The sequence below is a fragment of the Synergistes jonesii genome, from assembly GCF_000712295.1.
Taxonomy (GTDB): Bacteria; Synergistota; Synergistia; order Synergistales; family Synergistaceae; genus Synergistes; species Synergistes jonesii.
Window position 1 is genome coordinate 53429 of sequence record NZ_JMKI01000047.1, and the last position, 18761, is coordinate 72189.

The window sequence follows — 18761 nt, forward strand, 5'->3', positions numbered from 1 at the left end:
ATCTCGCGCCATTTGCCTCTTTTCCCATAATAGAATAGCCGCGGCTGCGAAATTCCTTCGGGTATTCGCCGTGCCGCGGCGCGCTCTTTGTGTTAATATAGAGCCGTTGTTTACAGAGCGATTGCATTGGGATGTGAAACATGGAAGAGGATAAATTCAAGCTTGTCGCGCCTTTCGGCCTGTCGGGCGATCAGCCTCAGGCGGTGGAGAAGCTTGTGCGCGGCTTCCGAGAGAAGGATGGGACCCATCAGACTCTGCTCGGAGTCACGGGCAGCGGGAAGACCTTTACGATGGCGAACGTCATCGCGCGGCTGAACCGGCCGACGCTCGTTATGGCGCACAACAAGACTCTTGCCGCGCAGCTCTACAGCGAGTTCAAAGAATTTTTCCCCGAAAACTCGGTGAATTATTTCGTCAGCTACTACGATTATTATCAGCCCGAGGCGTATATCCCCGCGTCCGACGTCTACATCGAAAAAGATTCTTCGGTCAACGAGCGCATAGAAAAGCTGAGGCTGATGACGACTAAGTCCCTCCTCGAACGCAGGGATGTGGTAGTCGTAGCGAGCGTCTCCTGCATCTACGGCCTCGGTAAGAGGAAAAATTACGAGGACGCGATATTCCGCTTTGCGCGCGGCGAGCGCTACGAGCGCCGCGATTTTATGATGCGCCTGATCGATAATTATTACGAGCGCAACGACGTCTCTCTCGTCCCGGGAACCTTCCGGAGCAGAGGGGAGACGATGGAGGTATTTCCCGCTTACAGCGATACTGCGCTGCGCATTTCCTTCTTCGACGACGAAATAGAGCGCATAGACGAGATAGACCCCGTATCAGGGCGTTCCGTCGCGATGAAGGAAAAAGTCGGCATATTCCCGTCGCAGCATTACGTGACGAGCAAGGATGCCATCCAAAAGGCGGCCGGCTCTATCGAAGAGGAGATGGAGCGCTGCTGCGCGCGCTTCGTGGGCGAAGGAAAGCACTTAGAAGCGGAGCGCCTGCGGATGCGCACGAAGTACGACCTTGAGATGCTGCTCGAAGTCGGCTACTGCTCGGGCATAGAAAATTATTCGCGCTATCTTGACGGAAGGAACGAGGGAGACCCGCCCGGGACGCTGCTCGACTTCTTTCCCAAGGACGCGCTCTTTTTCATAGACGAATCCCATATGACTCTGCCGCAGGTGCGCGGAATGTACAACGGCGACCGCGCGAGGAAGGAAGTGCTCGTGGAGCACGGCTTCCGACTGCCCTCCTGCCTCGACAACAGGCCGCTGCGCTGGGACGAGTACGAGCCCGTGCTGAAGAACGCCCTCTTCATATCGGCGACGCCAGGCGATTATGAATTCGCGCACTCGGATCACGTTGTGGAGCAGCTGGTGAGGCCGACTGGCATACCGGACCCGGAGGTGGAGGTGCATCGGGCGACGGGACAGGTCGACGATCTGATCGCCGAGATTCGCCCGATCGTCGGGCGCGGCGAGCGCGCCCTCGTCTCTACGCTGACGAAGCGCTCCGCCGAGGACTTGGCCGAGTATTTGGCGGATCTCGGCGTAAAAGTGCGCTACATACACTCGGAGCTCGACACCTTCGAGCGCGCCGAGCTGCTGCGCGACCTACGCCTCGGGGTCTTCGCGGTGCTCGTCGGCGTGAACCTCCTGCGCGAGGGACTGGACCTGCCGGAAGTCTCCCTCGTGGCGATACTCGACGCGGACCGCGAGGGCTATCTGCGCGCGCACCGCTCTCTGATACAGATGATAGGGCGCGCGGCGAGGAACAGCGCCGGCAGGGTCATCCTGTACGCCGACAGAATCACCGACAGCATCGAGCTCGCTATGAAGGAGACGAAGCGCCGCCGCGAAGCTCAGATAAAATTCAACGAGGAACACCATATAGTGCCGCGCACAATCGTAAAATCGGTAAAAAACCTGCTGCCCGACGAGCTGCTCGACGACGAAAAAGAAAGTTACGCCGGAGAAAGGGCCGCGTCTTCTAACGAAGGGGCGCGCGATCTCGGCATAAAGGAGCTTGAGAGGAAGATGTGGGAGGCCGTTGAAAAGCTGGACTTCGAGACGGCGGCGGAGCTGCGCGACGAGATACAGAAGATGAAAGGCGGAAGCACATTTGGATCAGGAAATAAGAATCACAGGCGCAAGACAGCACAATCTCAGAAACATAGACGCCGTTATTCCAAAAAATAAATTAGTCGTCGTGACTGGGCCTTCCGGCTCGGGCAAATCGTCGCTCGCCTTCGATACGATATACGCCGAAGGGCAGCGGCGCTACGTCGAATCCCTTTCGTCGTACGCGCGGCAGTTCCTCGGGATGTCGGACAAACCCGACGTCGACGACATAGCGGGGCTTTCGCCCGCCATATCTATAGAGCAGAAGGGAACGAACCGCAACCCGCGCTCTACAGTCGGGACGGTGACGGAGATATACGACTATCTGCGTCTGCTCTTCGGGCGCGCCGGAACGCCGCACTGCCCTAAGTGCGGCAAAGAAGTCCACCGCTACAGCGTCGACGAGATAATAGACCTGATTTACAGCGATTACGCTGGAAAACCTCTTGAAATATACGCGCCTATCGTCAGGGGCAAGAAGGGCGAATATAAAAACCTGCTGCTCAAGCTGCACCGGCAGGGCTATATGCGCGCGCGCGTCGACGGGACTCTTTACTGGCTCGAGGAGGAAGTCGAGCTCGACAAGAACCGCCGCCACACGATCGAATGTCTCATAGACCGCATGCGCGTCAGAGAGGAAAACCGCTCGCGGATGAGCGAGGCGGTCGAAATGGCGCTTAAGCTCTCGGAGGGCTTCATTCAGCTCGCGTCCGCCGGTATGCGGGAGCGCGAGCTGACGGAGAAGTACGTCTGCCCGGACTGCCAGATAAGCCTGCCGGAGATAGAGCCGCGGCTTTTTTCGTTCAACGCGCCCTTCGGCGCGTGTCCGGACTGCGCGGGGCTCGGCTTCCATTCGCATTTTTCGGCCGAACTCGCGGTGAACCCCGCGCTGCCGCTCGGCGAAGGAGGCTTCATCCCCTGGAAGAGCATGAAATATATGGTGCGCAAGGCCGAGAAGCTCGCCGAAAAAAAAGGCTGGGACATTTCCAAGCCCTTTGGCGAGCTTCCCGAAAGCGTGAAGCAGGAGCTGCTCTACGGCTCGGACGAAGTCCTCGAGCTCGTCTTCGTCGACAAGAAAAACGGCGATTGGGAGTACAACGGAAAATACTGCGGGCTCATCCCGTGGCTAGAAAAACGCTACAACGAAACGGAGTCGGAAAATTATAAGGAGGAGCTCTCCCGCTATCTCGTGGAGGACCTATGCGCGACGTGCAAGGGGCGCAGGCTGAAGCCCGAAGTCCTCGCGGTCACTCTCGGCGGCCGCAATATAGGCGAGCTGACCGAAATGCCCATCGACGAGCTGATAAAGGTGCTCGACGGGCTGAAGCTCGGAGAGCGCGAGCAGAAGATCGTCGGCATCGCGCTCACAGAGGTGAAAAAGCGCCTCTCCTTCCTGAACAACGTCGGAGCCGGCTATCTGAGCCTCTCGCGCAGGGCCGAGACGCTCTCGGGCGGCGAGAGCCAGCGCATCCGCCTCGCGTCGCAGATCGGCTCGCAGCTGACGGGGGTGCTTTACGTCCTCGACGAGCCGACTATAGGGCTTCATCCGCGCGACACCGGCAGGCTGCTGGAAACGCTCAAGACGATCCGCGACCTGGGAAACAGCGTCCTCGTCGTGGAGCACGACCGCGACACGATGGTGGCGGCGGATCATATACTCGAGCTCGGCCCCGGCGCTGGGGAAAAGGGCGGAGAGCTTATAGCGAACGGAAGCGCCGAAGAGATCATGAAGGGCGGTTCGAGTACGGCTCTCTACCTGCGCGGCGAAGCCGACGGCACCTGGCTGCCGGCCGGCGGCAGGCGCACGCCGCGCGGAGCGATAAAGGTGCGCGGCGCGGCGGAGAACAACCTGAAGAAGCTAGACATAGACGTACCCCTCGGCGTCTTCGCCGCGCTTTCCGGCGTTTCGGGCTCGGGCAAGAGCACCTTTCTGTACGAAATACTTTACAAAGGGCTCCGCAGGAAGTTCGACGGCGATTACCGCGAGCGCCCGGGAAAGTTCGATTCGATAAGCGGCTATGAATCATTGCGCAACATCGTGCTCATAGACCAGAGCCCGATAGGGCGCACGCCGCGCTCGAACCCGGCGACCTACACGGGCGCGTTCACGCCGATACGCGAGTTCTACGCCCAGCTGCAGGAGTCAAAACTCCGCGGCTACGACCAGTCGCGTTTCAGCTTCAACCTCAAGGGGGGGCGCTGCGAGGCCTGCAACGGAGACGGCGTGATAAAGGTCTCGATGCTTTTTCTGCCCGACGTTTTTGTGAAATGCGACGTTTGCAGGGGGCAGCGCTACAACAGGGAGACGCTGGAAGTGAAGTATAAAGAGCTTTCGATCGCCGACGTGCTTGAGCTGACGGTCGACGAGGCTGTCGAGACCTTCGGCGGTATACCGCGCATTGCGAACAAACTGAAGGTGATGCAGGAGGCCGGGCTCGGCTACATAAAGCTCGGACAGCCGGCGCCTACCCTCTCCGGCGGAGAGGCGCAGCGCGTCAAGCTCGCGACGGAGCTGGGGAAAAAATTCCGCGGCAGCACGCTCTATCTGCTCGACGAGCCGACGACCGGCCTGCACTATACGGACGTGAAGAAGCTGCTGAAACTGCTGCACAAGCTCGTAGATCAGGGCGGCTCGGTCCTCGTGATAGAACACAACTTGGACGTGCTCGCCTCCTCCGACTATATAATGGACTTAGGCCCCGAAGGCGGCCGCGGAGGCGGGAAGCTCGTCGCCAAGGGCACGCCGGAAGAAGTCGCGCGCGGAAAAGGGCCGACGTCGAAGTATCTTGCGCAGTTCCTGAAGGAGATAAAGAGCAAACATGAAGGAAAATAAAAGCCGCGGCGGAAATTTTGACCGTAGAAGAGCGGCGGAAAGCGAAGCGCCCGAGGATATATGCTGGGGGCGCAACCCGGTTGAGACGCTGCTTGCCGATATGCCGGAGCGCTGCTCGAAGGTTTTGATTGCAAACGGCGTTCAGCCTCACGTAAAAGCTAAAATAACGAAGCTCTGTCGCGAAAAGGGGATAGTCTTTCAGTACGTCGACAGCGCGGCGCTCGACCGATTGACCGGCGGCGCGAAGCACCAGGGCGTCGCCGCCTACTCGACCGATATGAGGCTGTGGGGGACGGAAGAATTTCTCGCGTCGCTGCCGCCGTCGCCTGAGCCGGCCCTCATCCTCCTGTGCGACCATCTTCAGGACGCCCATAACCTCGGCGCCGTGATAAGGAGCGCCGAAGCGGCCGGCGCCTGCGCGGTGATGATCCCCAAGCGCGGCGGCTGCATGCCTACCGGCGCAGTCGTCAAGACGAGCGCAGGGGCGGCGCTCCGCGTGCCTATAGTCAAAACGGGAAACGTCGCGCAGGCGATAAAGCTGTTGCAGGACGCCGGCTTCTGGGTCACAGGGCTCGCGATGGAAGGGCGCGAAACGCTCTTCCGCTGCGACCTGCCGCCGCGCAGCGCGATAGTCGTCGGAGCCGAGGGCAAGGGGCTCGGCGGAGCCTCCGCCAAAGCGTGCGACGACATCCGCTTTATCCCGATGTTGGGCAAAACGGGCTCGCTGAACGCCTCCGTCGCCGCGGCGCTCGCGCTGTTCGAGTGGGCGCGTTCGCGCGGATAATGGCCGCGCTAAGGCTTTTCTGCCTGAGCACCGGGCCGTTATACAAAAAATGTGATTGGTGTTACAATGGCGCCAGTTCAATAAAACATTCTTGGAGGTGTTTGAAATGAGCAAAGAAAGGTTTCTTATCTCGTCGGAATCAGTGACGGAAGGACACCCGGACAAACTCGCAGATCAAATATCCGACGCTGTTCTCGACGCCATACTGGAGTCGGACCCCAATGGGCGCGTTGCATGCGAGACGCTGGTCTCAACCGGACTCATCCTGGTCGCGGGAGAAATAAGCACGACATGCTACGTGGACATTCCGAAAATAGCGCGCAAAACGGTGAAGGACGTCGGCTACACGAGGGCCAAATACGGCTTCGACGGAGACACCTGCTCCGTGCTGACGACTATCGACGAACAGTCGCCCGACATAGCGCTCGGCGTCGACAGGGCTAAAGAGACGAAGGAGCTTTCCAACGACGAAGTGGACGCGATAGGCGCCGGAGACCAGGGGCTGACGGTCGGCTACGCGTGCGACGAAACGGAAGAGCTTATGCCTATGCCTATTTCTCTCGCGCACAAGCTGACGCGCCGCCTCGCCGAGGTGCGCAGGAACAAGACCCTGCCCTATCTGCGCCCGGACGGAAAGAGCCAGGTCACCGTCGAATACGAAAACGGCAAGCCGCTCCGCGTCGATACCGTGGTCATAAGCACGCAGCACCATCCGGCCATCGACCAGAAGCAGATAGAGGCGGACGTTATCGAACACGTTGTCAAGCCCGTCATCCCCGCGCGGCTTATCACTACGAAGCCGAGAATCTTCGTTAACCCGACGGGGCGCTTCGTGATGGGGGGACCACAGGCCGATACCGGGCTCACCGGACGCAAGATCATAGTTGACACCTACGGCGGAGCCGTTCCTCACGGCGGCGGAGCCTTCTCAGGCAAAGACCCGACGAAGGTCGACCGCTCTGGCGCGTATATGGCGCGCTACGCGGCGAAGAACATCGTCGCGGCAGGAATCGCCGAAATGTGCCAGGTGCAGGCTGCTTATGCGATCGGAGTCGCCCGCCCCGTTTCGATAATGGTCGAGACCTTCGGCACGGGCAAGATAAGGGACGAAGACATTACCTGTCTGTTGCGCGAGAATTTCGACTTCCGTCCGGCCGCGATAATCCGCGATCTCGACCTGCGCAAGCCTCAGTATAAGAGGCTCGCGGCATATGGGCATATGGGACGCGTTGACCTCGACCCAATGCCGTCGTGGGAGCGCACGGACAAGGCGGAAATATTGAAACACGCCGCAGAGCGTTTCGCATAGTCGGCGTCATAAGCGGACGGCCTGCTGCCGCCCGCTTTTTTTAATTTTCTTTCGTGAACGGCGTACTTTCCTATTTTTCGCATATAATATTCCCGACGCGCTGTCCCGCGTGCGGCAGGCTGGCGGTCCCTTTCTGCGCGGAATGCCTGAGCGAGGCCGCGGCGGCCCCTTTACCGCCTTTCTGCTCGGAGTGCGGAGGACCCTACGGCGCCGAATGCTGTTACGGCAGCCTGCCCTGCTACGCGGCCGCGCTGCACGAAGGAGCGGCGCGGCGCTTCATACTCGCGCTGAAATATAAAAACATCCGCTCTCTCGGCGAAGCGATAGGAAAGGAAATGGCGCTGAGATTTCCGGAGGTCGGCGCCGATTTTCTCGTCCCGCTTCCGCTGCATCGCGGCAGCGCGAGGGCGTACAATCAGACCGAGTTGATTTCGCGCGGGATTTCGCGCTTGCGCGGGATAGCGGTCGCGAAAAATTTTCTCAAATGGCGCGTCGCATGCGGGGCCCAGACGCTCAGGAACGGCGAGGAGAGGAGCGCCCTTTCGTTTGCCTCCTTCGAGGCGTCGAAGGAGCTTTCGGGAAGGAGAGTCATACTCGTCGACGACGTGTATACGACCGGCGGCACCGTACGCGCCGCGAGCTTCGCGCTGCGCTTGGCCGGAGCGGACGTGCGCGCGATATTTCTTTGGACGCGCAGGGTGCCCTGCGGCGAAAATCCGGCGGCGTGGCCCGGCGCTGATGACGAAGATGATTTTTTGGTATAATTGACGCGTGAAAAAACGGAAATTCTTTAGCCTGACCGATTGGGGTGAAAATAGATGATCCACAGGATCGGAGTACTTACAAGCGGCGGAGACGCCCCCGGGATGAACGCATCGATTCGCGCCGTGGCGCGCACGGCCCTCTATCATGATCTGGAAGTCGTGGGAATCCGCCGCGGCTACGAGGGCCTGCTCGAAGGCGATTTCGTGCCGCTTACGCGCAGCTCCGTCGGGGGGATAATCCTGCACGGCGGGACGATTCTCCGCACGGCCCGTTGCGAAGCCTTTATGAGGCCCGGGGGAATAAACGCCGCCGTCTCAAAGCTCAAGGAAAATGATATAGACGCGCTTGTCGTTATAGGCGGCGACGGCTCCTTCCGCGGAGCGAAGGAGCTTGCCGACAGGGGAGTTAAGGTCGTAGGCATACCTGGAACGATAGACAACGACATGGCCGGGACCGACTGCACTATAGGCTTCGACACCGCGTGCAACACCGCACTCGAATGCATTTCCAAGCTGCGCGACACAGCGTCGAGTCACGACAGGATGTTCATAGTAGAGGTCATGGGGCGGCACGCGGGCTTCCTCGCGCTGGAAACCGGCGTCGCCTGCGGAGCGGAATTCATCCTCGTCCCCGAGCTTCCCGTCGATTTAAAAGCCATCTCGGATAAAATACATTACGCGAAGCAGCGCGGAAAAACTCATTCGCTGATCGTGCTCTCTGAGGGCGTGATGCACGCGGCCGAGCTCGCCGAAAAATTAAAGGGGCGCTGCGATTACGATCCACGCATCGTCGTGCTCGGACATCTGCAGCGCGGCGGCGCTCCGTCGTGTTTCGACACGGTTCTCGCGTCGCGCCTCGGCTCCGCGGCCATCGATGCGCTGATAGGCGGCAGGAGCGGTGTAATGGTCGGACGCGTCAAGGGAGAGGTCGTCGAATCGCCTATTGAGATCGCATGGACCGATAAACGTACGCTCGACCCCGATATGCTGCGTCTTGTCGACATGCTGAGCATTTAATGAAAGAGATGACGGACGCGCCTCTTCTTCCCCCTGCTTTTGCCGAAAAACTGATTGCCATCGTCGCGCGTGACAGAGGCGGGCGCGGAGTGTCGAGGCTGAGCCGTGTGGAGAGCTGGCAGAAGGCGGCTCGCGCCTTTGCGCCTCTTCGCAGCGTCGTGATCGTCTCTGGCTTTTATGTTCCCGACGCGAACGCTCCGGAGACCGACGGCCCCGGCGGCGCGGCGGTGCTTGCGCGCGCGTTTTGCGCCGAAGGAAGGCGCGCCGAAATATGGACGGATTCTCTCTGCCTCGGCGTTATGAAGGCCGCCGCGCGCGCCCTCTCCTTTCCGGAAAAATTTGTCCGCGCCGCGCCGGGGAGCCTTAAAGAAGACGCGCCCGGCGGGATAATCTTTACCGAACGCCCGGGGCGCGCGGCCGACGGACGTTACTATAATTTCAAAAAAAAAGACATAAGCGAATGGTCGCCCCCCCTTGACGCGCTCGCGGCGGAAGCGGCGGCGCGCGGAATAGCGACTCTCGGCATCGGCGACGGCGGAAACGAGGCTGGGATGGGCTGTTTCTACGAGGAATTGAAAAAGCTGTTCCCGGAATATTCCGGATGCTTCAGCGTCGTTAAAACTGACCACGCGCTCGCCGTCGACGTAAGCAATTGGGGCGCCTACGCGTTCGCCGCCGCCCTTTCCTGTGCATGGGGCAACTGGCGCGGCGCCGAAAAATGGGAGGAGCTCGCGATGCTCGAAGCGGAAACGGCCGCAGGGGCGGTTGACGGGATAAGCCGCCTGCCGCGTCTCACCGTCGACGGCTTTGAAATAAGTGTACAGAATGATATAATATCTTCGCTGAAAGGTTTATGCGCCTCCTTCGGCGTAAAATGATTTGTGGATTCTATATTTTTTGCGATTTTTTAATCACTTTCGTTAGAAAATCACGCTTTTCAGCTAAAATCATGATAGAATAGCGTTCAAGAGATTGGTGGAACATTATGGAACGAAAGTACTTTGAAAGTTCCGGCAGACGGCCTTTGATAATTCTCGCATTCGCAGTTGTCGCGCTGGTGCTGCTAAGCGTTGCCAGTCTAAAGACGGGGCTTGTCGGCAAAACTTTCCGCATAGACAAATCAGTTGTATGTGTAGAGCTTGACCGCAGCAGACGCCCGCATAAGATAAGAGAGACGATTCAATATGGTACGAGACAGGTGTGTCTGTGGTTTCAGTACTCCGACGCGCCTGAGGGAAGCCATTTGGAGGTCTCGTGGTATTACGGAGAAGACCTCGTCCGCTCCGAACCTCTGAAGCTGATGTCAAAGAACGGCATAAGGGCCTTTTATCTGCTTCGCGAGGACGGCACGCCGCTGCCGCAGGGAAAATACAGGGTAACGATTTCTTCTCCTACAAAATGTTTGAGCGAATTGAATTTCGAAATCATAAAAAAGAATTGACTTGTTCAATCACTATCACTTATATATTAAACGGAGGCTATAAAGTTGCCAAGGAGAAAGAAAGAACCGACAGACGAATCTGCTGTTGCCGTAAAACGGCGCTATGTGAGAAAGGGCGGCGCCGAAAACGCGGAAGAAGCGCAGCCTGCTGACACGGAGGAGCGTCAGCCCGAAGGGACGCAGGAAGGACAGGAAGAAGCTGTAGTCAGAAGACGCACTTATACAAGAAGAAAGAAAGAAGAAAGCGCCGAAGAGGGAAGCGAAACCGAGGCGCCCGCCGAGGAGGCCGAAAAGCCGAGAAGAGGCAGGAGAAGGAAGAGCGAAGAAGACTCCGGTCAGACACTTCTCCCGTTCGAGAGGCCGTCGGGCGGAGAAGATGAAAGCGAAGAAACTCAGCCGAAAAGACGGCGCGGAAGGATTTCAAACAAAGAAAAAGAACGCCTTGCCGCGCTCGCGTCGGGGTCGGCTGAAAAAGAGGAAGGCGGGGCGCTCGCGCCGGAAAAAGGCGGCGAAGAAGCGGAAGCCGCCATTCCTGAGGAGGCGGGAGAAAAAGATTTCACCGGGCGGGAAAACGAGAGCGCCGAAGAGGAAGAGGCCGTGAGCGAAGAGGAACCGCAGCCTTACGATTCGCAGGAAAACGGAAAAGGGCAGATACGCCACGAACATCCGAAACTAACCTTCAATCAGCTCGATGCGCAGACTTTGGCGGAGCTCCGCAAGATAGCAAAAAAAATCGGCGTCGCGTCCGTAACGACGCACCGCAAGGACGACCTTATCAACGATATACTCAAGACGCAGGCCGAGTCTCTCGGCTACCGCTTCAACGGCGGAACGCTCGAATGTACCGAGGAGGGCTACGGCTTCCTGCGCCCGTCGGGACTGCTGCCGAGCAGCAACGACATCTACGTCTCCGCGTCGCAGATACGCCGCTTCGGGCTGCGCAACGGCGATGTCGTATGGGGAGTGATTCGCCCGCCGAAGGATCAGGAGCATTACGAAGCGATGCTCCGCGTCGAGAACGTCAACTTCACGGACCCGGAAGCCGCGCGCCATCGTCCCCATTTTGAAAACCTCACGCCTATATTCCCGACGGAGAAGCTCCGCCTCGAAACGGATCGTAGACAGCTCGCGACGCGCATCGTGGATATCTTCGCGCCGATAGGCAAAGGACAGCGCGCGCTGATAGTCTCGCCTCCGAAGGCGGGCAAGACGACCCTGCTGAAAAATATAGCTCATTCGGTAACGACGAACCATCCGGAAGTCATTCTGATGGTGCTGCTTATAGACGAACGCCCGGAAGAGGTCACCGATATGGCGCGTTCGGTGGACGGGGAGATCATCGCGTCGACCTTCGACCGTCCCGCCGAGGAGCATCTCCGCGTCGCTAAGCTCGCTCTCGAGAAGGCCAAGCGCCTCGTCGAAGTTTCGAAGGACGTGGTACTGCTGCTTGATTCGATCACGCGTCTCGCGCGTGCGTCGAACCTCGTCGTTCCGCCGTCGGGGCGCACTCTTTCGGGAGGCATGGATCCAGCGGCCCTCTATTTCCCGAAGAAATTTTTCGGCGCCGCGCGCAACATCGAAAACGGCGGAAGCCTGACGATAATCGGAACGTCGCTCGTAGAGACGGGGAGCCGTATGGACGACGTCATCTACGAAGAGTTCAAGGGCACTGGCAACATGGAAGTCCATCTCTCGCGCAAGATATCTGAGCTGAGGATATTCCCCGCGCTCGACATAACGCGCTCCGGCACGCGCAAAGAGGAGCTTATGGTGCCGGAGGACGATCTGAAGCGCATTTGGGCTCTCCGCAGAAAGATCGCCAACATGGACGAGGCGGAGGTGTTGAATCTTATACTTGAAAAATTGAGAATAACGCCCACGAATCGCGATTTTCTTGCTACAATAAAGGTCGGTTAATTTGCGCTGGGTATTTTTGCGCCGCAACGTGAGGTGAAGCGATGAAAGCCGGGAACGACGTACAGAAGATAAAGCGGCGAAAGACTCTTTGCCTCGTCATTTTCCTGATCGCCGCGGTAGGGGCCGCCGTCGCCTTCGCTGCAAAGGCGGCGGAGGACACGGGGATGTACTGGATAGGCTTCGACAGCGAATTCGTCGCCGAGCGCCCCGAGGACAGCATGGGCTTTTTCACGGTAGACGTTTCCGACTTCCTGAACAACACCGCGGCCGCTCCGGTCGAAACGCCGGCTGAGGCCGATGGCAAGGAAAAAGAGCTCGTCCCTTTAGCCATAGGTCCTCTGCCGAGCATCCCGACCCTCACCGACGAAGAGCTGAAGCTCTACGGCATTCTCTCAAAAAGCGACGGAGTAATCTCAAGCTCGGATAAAAACGCGCTCGACGGGGACATCAAGTGGACCGAAGTCGTCCTCGAACCGGGGGACACCCTTAAATCGATAGCGGACGAATTCGGGATAAGCGAAGAAGACCTGCGCATGGCGAACGAGCTCAAAAAAGGCGAAAAGCCGAGCCTCTCCGAAGTCCTCTACGTCCCTGACAGCCACGAAGACGTAGAGGCCACTTTGCTTTTTGTCAAAAAACTGCAAAAAGAAGAAATCCTTCTCGCAAAAAAGGGCAAGCAGATCGTAACGACCCCCTACATCGTCAAAGAAGGGGACACGCTGTGGGGGCTTGCCGGCAAATTTGACCTCGACGTAGATACGATAGTCGACGCGAACAGAAAAATTCTGAATGGCAACATAAACCACCTCAAGCTCGGCATGGAACTGCGCATCCCCAACCAGGACGGCATATTCGTCAGGGTCTCGAAGAATGACACTATCGCAAAACTTGCCGATAAATACGGCTCAACGGCCGACTCTGTGATGATCGCAAACGCTCTGAAGGATGAAAAGCTTGTCGCGGGGAAAGAGCTCTTCCTGCCTGGAGGAAAATCCATCGCCGATACGGAAGTCAAGATAACGACCAAAAAGAACGGAAGGGTGCGCAGCGCGACGGTCAAGATATCGAGCGGTACAGCCGTGCGCGGCTTCAGATGGCCGGTGCTCGGGCAGATATCGAGCCCCTTCGGCTGGCGCAGGAGCCCTTTCGGCAGGCGCAGGGTCTTCCATGCGGGTATAGATATCAGGGCTCCGCGCGGGACCGTCATAAAGGCCGCGGCTTCCGGAGTGGTGGTGCACTCCGGCTGGATGGGCGGCTACGGAAAGACTGTGGTCATATCGCATTCGAGCGGGCTCACGACCCTTTACGGGCATTGCAGCAGGCTTATCGCGAAAAGCGGCGCCAGAGTCTCGCAGGGACAGACGATAGCTTGCGTAGGAAGCACGGGACGTTCGACGGGAAACCACCTGCACTTTGAGGTACGGGTCGGAGGTTCGCCGCGCAATCCGCTGAAATATCTTAGATAGAGATTTCATAAAGAATGCTAAAAAAGGGGCGTCTAATTCTGTGACTAAGTATATTTTTGTAACTGGCGGTGTTGTATCGTCGCTCGGTAAAGGAATCACCGCCGCCTCTCTCGGCGCTTTGCTGAAACGCCGAGGCTATAAGGTGAGCATCATCAAAATGGACCCTTATATCAACGTCGACGCCGGAGCCATGAGCCCCTTTCAACACGGGGAGGTCTTCGTGACGTGCGACGGCGCTGAGACGGACCTTGACCTCGGCCATTACGAGCGCTTTATAGACGAGGCCATTATGGGAGACAACAGCTGCACCACCGGCAAGGTTTACTCTGCGGTGATACAGCGCGAAAGAGCCGGCGGCTATAACGGAGCCACGGTCCAGGTCATCCCCCATATAACGAACGAAATACAGGACAGGATAGAACGCGTCGGCAAGGGCAAGGACGTAGTCATCGCGGAGATCGGAGGCACGGTAGGAGATATCGAGGGGCTTCCCTTCCTCGAGGCGATCCGCCAGTTCGCCGGCCGCGTCGGACGCAAAAATATACTTTACTGCCACGTGACGCTCGTTCCTTATATCGCGGCGTCGGGCGAGCTGAAGACGAAGCCGACTCAGCACAGCGTCAACGAACTGCGCCGCATAGGGATACAGCCGGACGTTATCGTCTGCCGCTCGCAGTATAATGTCGGCCCCGATCTCCGCGAAAAGATAGGGCTCTTCTGCAGCGTGCCGGCCGAGGCCGTATTTGAAGCTGTAGACTCCGATTCCATTTACAGGATTCCCATCGTACTTCATTCGCAGAAGTTCGATAACCTCGTGCTCAAAAAGCTCGGCATGCGTTCCGTCAAAGCGCCCGATCTGAGGGACTGGAAGGAATTCCTCCGCAAATACGACACGCGCAGAGGCGAGATCGTCGTCGCGCTCGTAGGAAAGTACACGAGCATAAAAGACGCTTACCTTTCGGTCAACGAAGCGCTTTCTCACGCGGGCATCGCGAACGGTGTAAAGGTCAGGATGTTCCCGGTAGAGGCCGAGGACCTTGAGACCGGCGACGCTGAAGAAATACTCGGACGGGCCGACGCGATACTGGTGCCAGGCGGCTTCGGGCAGCGCGGCGTCGAAGGCAAAATAGCCGCCGCGAAATACGCGCGCGAAAACGGCATCCCATACTTCGGCCTCTGCCTCGGCATGCAGGTCGCGGTCATCGAATTCGCGAGAAACGTCCTCGGGCTCAGCGGGGCGAACAGCGTCGAGATGGACGAAAAAACGCCCGACCCTGTCATCTACCTGATGAAAGAGCAGGAGAGCGTGACAGACGTTGGGGGCACCTCACGCTTAGGCGCTTATCCGTGCAAAATATGCAGCGGCTCCAAATCAGAAGAAATATACGGCACAAACGATATAGAAGAGCGCCATCGCCATCGTTTTGAATTCAACAACAAATACATAAAAGAATTTGAAGCCGCGGGAATGAAAGTCGCCGGCGTCTGCCCGACGGGAGGACAGGTCGAGATAATGGAGAACGCGAACCATCCGTGGATGATAGGGGTGCAGTTCCACCCTGAATTCCTTTCGCGTCCGGTAAGGCCGCACCCCCTTTTCAAAGCTTTCATCGCGGCGGCTCTCGAAAGACAGAAGAAGCTTAAGAAGGAGGCAAAATAACATGAAGAAATTTATAACGGCACTTGCGGCGGTTGCCTGCGTCCTTAGCGCGGCGCAGCTTTTCGCCGCTGAGAACACCCCCGTCCAGGCTCCGGCGGCTACGACCGCTCCGGCGAACACGGCGGCGACGGTCGCCCCGTCGCAGACTCCTGCCGCGGCTCAGGCGGAGCAGGTTCCGGAACCGGTACCTGCGATGGTCTCTACCGGCACGGAAAACGCGATAGTAAAGCCGCAGAGCGGCGAGCCGGCCTTTGAGATGCTTGACAGGATAGAAACGATCGTATACGGCTCGCCGCGCGAAGGCGGGCTCCTGAACAGGTTGAACGACGTCGAAAAGTCGGTCTTCGGCAGGGACCTCCCTGGAAGCCTCACGGAGCGCCAGACCGCCCTTCTTGATTTCCTTGAAAAGGGTACCGGCTCGCAGCCGTCGCTGCTCTTCAAGCTTTCCGTCGCTGAGTGGGGAGTCGAGCAGCAGATTCGTCCGACTTGGTCTCTCACGAAGCGCGTCGATTCGATGGAGACGATACTTGAAGGCTCGTCGCAGCCGGGGCCGCTCGTCTCCCGCACAGAGCGCCTGCTCACAAAGCTGCTACCGGACGGCATAACCGCCACTCCCTGCGACCTGCCGAAGGCGACGATCTTCAAGGCCGTGCTCAGAGAAACGCTTACCGTAAAGAATATCAAGGTCGACGATATAGTCATCCTAGGGCTGAACGAACAGGTCGTTATTGGGGGCATGCTCGTTGCTCCGAAGAACAGCCGTGTGTTCGGGCATATCACGAAGGTGAAGCCGCCGCGCAGCTTCGGGCGCGCCGCCGAGATCGAGATGCTCATCGACAGCGTCGAAGTCCTCGGGCCGTCTACTGTGGCCGTCAACCTCGGCGAAACGGCTAAGAAGGCTATGCAGGTCGATAGCGGGATCATCGGCGCAGCTGGCGCAAGCATCGGCGGCGCTATCCTGCTTGGCCCGCTCGGCCTTGCCGGCGGCTTCCTTATCCGCGGCAACGACAAACAACTCAAAGAGGGGACTCTCTTTTATGTCGAGTCGACCGACAGCGTGAAGGTGCCGGCGTATAGCGTGCCACATCAGATCACGCCTATCACACAGCAGACGGAATCCGCTCCGCAGGGCACGAAATCGGCGCCCCTTCAGTAAGGAAGCCTTGCTGTGCCTGCGAGAAAGCTGCCTAGAAAAACATTATGCCTGCTGGCGGCGCTGATAGCCGTCGCCGCCGGCGCATACTTTTTGTGGCGCGATCTGCATCTTTCGTCGATCAAGAACGTGCCGATTCCCGACGTAGTCGTCGAAAATATCGAGCTCGAGCGCAAAATCGACGGCAAAAAGTGGAAGCTGCTGTCGCCGCGCGTCGAGCATAAGGACAACATGGTCTACGGCGATTCTATGGACGTGACGATCTCTGACCCTGCCGGCAAAGAGACGCAGATATACGCCGCCAAGGGAGTTTTTTCGCGGCATACGAACGACGTTACGCTGAGAGACGCGGTCGGCACGATGAAAGAGGCCGACGGAGCCTATGATCTGGAATCCGGCGTCGCAAAATACGATTCCAAATCCGGAATATGGTATTTCAGCGACGGCGTAACGTTCAAGCTCACTGAAAACAATATGGTGATACGCGGCAAAAGCGGCTATTATGATTCTGAAAAGAGCGTCTGCCGCATGACCGAAAGGGGGACTATAACATGGGGCACAAATACAGAAAAGCGCTGACCGCGGCTCTTGCGCTTCTTTTTTGCGCGGCGTCGCCGGTAGCTTTAGTCCCCTCTTACGCCGAAGATCTCGCGCCCGGTTCTGCCGCGGAAAAAGACGCGGGCGCGGCGGAGAAGCAGGAAATGAAATCCGGCGAGGTCACGATCGACGCCGATACGGTAAATTACAGCGAAAAAACGGGGATCGCCACCGCCGACGGAAACGTGAGAATCAGGAACAGCGAAATATACCTCACGGCGCCTTACGTTGAGTACGATTCGCAGAACAATGTCGCCGACGCCTATTCGGACCACCGCGAGAACGTCGTGATAATTTCCGGCGGCAACACATACACCGGAAAGCATCTTAAATACAATATGACGACGAAGCGCGGCGTGCTGACGCAGGCGTCGGGAAAATCCGGAGCCCTTTATATGAGCGGCGGAAACGTTAGAGTGATGCCGATAGAGGACGCGGAGAAGATGGGCATAGTGCGCAGGGCGAAGAGAAAGCGCGCGATCTCGGAGGACGTGGCCGAGTGGCGGGACGTCACCGCGACGACCTGTAACTTCCCGGAGCCGCACTACAGGCTCGTTTCCAGAAAGGTCATAATATACCCCGGTAAGAAAACCGTTTTAAAAAACCCGAAGATATATCTAGGCAAGACTCTGCTGATGACATACCCCTTCGACTACATCGTCGGAAAGAAAAACGAAGGGCTCGCGCCGATAATCCGCTACGATTCGACAAAGGGCGGTGGCTTCGGCATAAAGGGGCCGATCGATATAGGCAAGTTCGGCGAGCTCGACATAGCCGGCATATACTGGACCCAGGACATCTGGGAGGCCAAAGTGGACTACAGCTATGAGATCACCGACGGACTCACTCTCTTCGGCAGGAGCCTGCGCCTTTACAACGACGATACGGACGAAACCGTGTGGCGCCCGTCGTGGGGGCTCTCTTATGAGAAAAACGGCTGGGAAGCCGGAGTGTGGTGGGCCGAGCGCGAGATAATCGGCAACGACGACGATACCGGCTCGACCGACGACTACGACGTTTGGCGCAAGCCCGAGATATACCTGAACACGCCGTGGTTCGATGAGAACCTTACGGGCGGAAGGATCCGCCTCTTCGGCAGCTGGGGGAAGTATAAAGACGACAGCCGCTATACGAGCGACGAATTCACCGAGCGCTACGTGTACGGCGCGGCTTACAGCGGGCGCCCGAAATGGTCTCTCGGCATATTCAAACCCTTCTACGGCGCAAGATACGCGGCGTACGAGTATCCCGACGACGACGCGTCACAGAAGGTAACTAACGCCTGGTTCGGCTTCAGATACAAGCTCGGCAGCGTCTCGCTCTCAAGCGCGTACCGCAGGCGCTGGGTCGACGGAAGAAGCCCGATGAGATGGGACAGATATTACGACAACGAATATTTTATGCAGACGATATCTTTCCCGCTGCCTTTCGGGCGGTCGTGGGAAAAGTGGAGCTTCTCGATAAGTGGTCAGTACGATCTGAAGAAGGACGACATATACTCCCTGCGCTATACTCTGACCTACGACAGACATTGCATGACGTGGAGGCTCTGGTACCACGATGACAGACATGACGACGAAAAGAAAGTAGGCCTGACCTTCTTCATCGACGCCTATCCCGAATACAAAATCAATCTGGGAGGTGGGAGCAGCAATGACAGGAAGAAGAGCGGCGACTTCTAAATTTTTTGAAAAAGAGGC

At 58.1% G+C, this 18761-nt stretch carries 14 protein-coding genes; all 14 read left to right on the forward strand.

Features of this window, described 5'->3' with window-relative positions; all coding sequences use genetic code 11:
* Nucleotides 1–140: 140 nt before the first annotated feature.
* The 14 genes from uvrB to EH55_RS11135 all read left to right on the forward strand — a co-directional run bounded on the left by uvrB (nucleotide 141) and on the right by EH55_RS11135 (nucleotide 18743).
* On the forward strand, nucleotides 141–2198 hold the full coding sequence (uvrB, locus tag EH55_RS11070) for an excinuclease ABC subunit UvrB (protein ID WP_037977839.1): 2058 nt from the start codon (nucleotides 141–143) through the stop codon (nucleotides 2196–2198).
* Entirely contained in the window at nucleotides 2122–4953 is a 2832-nt protein-coding gene (gene uvrA / locus EH55_RS11075) for an excinuclease ABC subunit UvrA (RefSeq protein WP_037977840.1), read from the forward strand. The genes uvrB and uvrA overlap by 77 nt, the downstream gene beginning before the upstream one ends.
* Nucleotides 4940–5737, forward strand: a complete 798-nt coding sequence (gene rlmB / locus EH55_RS11080; RefSeq protein ID WP_081839560.1) for a 23S rRNA (guanosine(2251)-2'-O)-methyltransferase RlmB — start codon at nucleotides 4940–4942, stop codon at nucleotides 5735–5737. The genes uvrA and rlmB overlap by 14 nt, the downstream gene beginning before the upstream one ends.
* Before the next feature lie 106 nt (nucleotides 5738–5843).
* Nucleotides 5844–7046 carry a methionine adenosyltransferase gene (gene metK, locus EH55_RS11085; RefSeq protein WP_037977841.1) on the forward strand — a complete coding sequence of 401 codons (1203 nt, stop codon included), beginning with the start codon at nucleotides 5844–5846 and terminating at the stop codon, nucleotides 7044–7046.
* A 53-nt stretch (nucleotides 7047–7099) separates the two neighbouring features.
* Nucleotides 7100–7810, forward strand: coding sequence for a ComF family protein (locus EH55_RS13625; protein ID WP_051682853.1), 711 nt, complete (start codon nucleotides 7100–7102; stop codon nucleotides 7808–7810).
* A 57-nt stretch (nucleotides 7811–7867) separates the two neighbouring features.
* Nucleotides 7868–8827, forward strand: a complete 960-nt coding sequence (gene pfkA, locus EH55_RS11095) for a 6-phosphofructokinase (protein WP_037978009.1) — start codon at nucleotides 7868–7870, stop codon at nucleotides 8825–8827.
* Nucleotides 8827–9705 carry a DUF4392 domain-containing protein gene (locus tag EH55_RS11100; protein WP_051682854.1) on the forward strand — a complete coding sequence of 293 codons (879 nt, stop codon included), beginning with the start codon at nucleotides 8827–8829 and terminating at the stop codon, nucleotides 9703–9705. The genes pfkA and EH55_RS11100 overlap by 1 nt, the downstream gene beginning before the upstream one ends.
* A 146-nt stretch (nucleotides 9706–9851) precedes the next feature.
* A complete protein-coding gene (locus EH55_RS14265; protein WP_141730559.1) occupies nucleotides 9852–10268 on the forward strand; it encodes a hypothetical protein in 417 nt (138 codons plus the stop codon).
* A gap of 651 nt (nucleotides 10269–10919) precedes the next feature.
* A complete protein-coding gene (gene rho / locus EH55_RS11110; protein ID WP_037978017.1) occupies nucleotides 10920–12185 on the forward strand; it encodes a transcription termination factor Rho in 1266 nt (421 codons plus the stop codon).
* Nucleotides 12186–12226: 41 nt separating this feature from the next.
* Nucleotides 12227–13651 carry a peptidoglycan DD-metalloendopeptidase family protein gene (locus tag EH55_RS11115; protein ID WP_051682856.1) on the forward strand — a complete coding sequence of 475 codons (1425 nt, stop codon included), beginning with the start codon at nucleotides 12227–12229 and terminating at the stop codon, nucleotides 13649–13651.
* Nucleotides 13652–13691: 40 nt separating this feature from the next.
* Complete coding sequence (locus tag EH55_RS11120) at nucleotides 13692–15311, forward strand: CTP synthase (protein ID WP_037977842.1); 1620 nt, start codon at nucleotides 13692–13694, stop codon at nucleotides 15309–15311.
* A 1-nt stretch (nucleotide 15312) separates the two neighbouring features.
* A complete protein-coding gene (locus EH55_RS11125) occupies nucleotides 15313–16467 on the forward strand; it encodes a hypothetical protein (protein ID WP_037977843.1) in 1155 nt (384 codons plus the stop codon).
* A gap of 12 nt (nucleotides 16468–16479) precedes the next feature.
* On the forward strand, nucleotides 16480–17043 hold the full coding sequence (lptC, locus tag EH55_RS11130) for an LPS export ABC transporter periplasmic protein LptC (RefSeq protein WP_037977845.1): 564 nt from the start codon (nucleotides 16480–16482) through the stop codon (nucleotides 17041–17043).
* Nucleotides 17016–18743: an LPS-assembly protein LptD gene (locus EH55_RS11135; RefSeq protein WP_037977848.1), complete on the forward strand. Its 1728-nt coding sequence runs from the start codon at nucleotides 17016–17018 to the stop codon at nucleotides 18741–18743. Before lptC ends, EH55_RS11135 begins: the two co-directional genes overlap by 28 nt.
* Nucleotides 18744–18761: the final 18 nt, after the last annotated feature.

Bases quoted from the DNA above. Each gene is read 5' to 3' on its own strand.
- uvrB (WP_037977839.1), top strand. From the start codon at position 141: ATGGAAGAGGATAAATTCAAGCTTGTCGCGCCTTTCGGCCTGTCGGGC.
- rlmB (WP_081839560.1), top strand. From the start codon at position 4,940: ATGAAGGAAAATAAAAGCCGCGGCGGAAATTTTGACCGTAGAAGAGCG.
- metK (WP_037977841.1), top strand. From the start codon at position 5,844: ATGAGCAAAGAAAGGTTTCTTATCTCGTCGGAATCAGTGACGGAAGGA.
- EH55_RS11100 (WP_051682854.1), top strand. From the start codon at position 8,827: ATGAAAGAGATGACGGACGCGCCTCTTCTTCCCCCTGCTTTTGCCGAA.
- EH55_RS11115 (WP_051682856.1), top strand. From the start codon at position 12,227: ATGAAAGCCGGGAACGACGTACAGAAGATAAAGCGGCGAAAGACTCTT.
- EH55_RS11125 (WP_037977843.1), top strand. From the start codon at position 15,313: ATGAAGAAATTTATAACGGCACTTGCGGCGGTTGCCTGCGTCCTTAGC.
- EH55_RS11135 (WP_037977848.1), top strand. From the start codon at position 17,016: ATGGGGCACAAATACAGAAAAGCGCTGACCGCGGCTCTTGCGCTTCTT.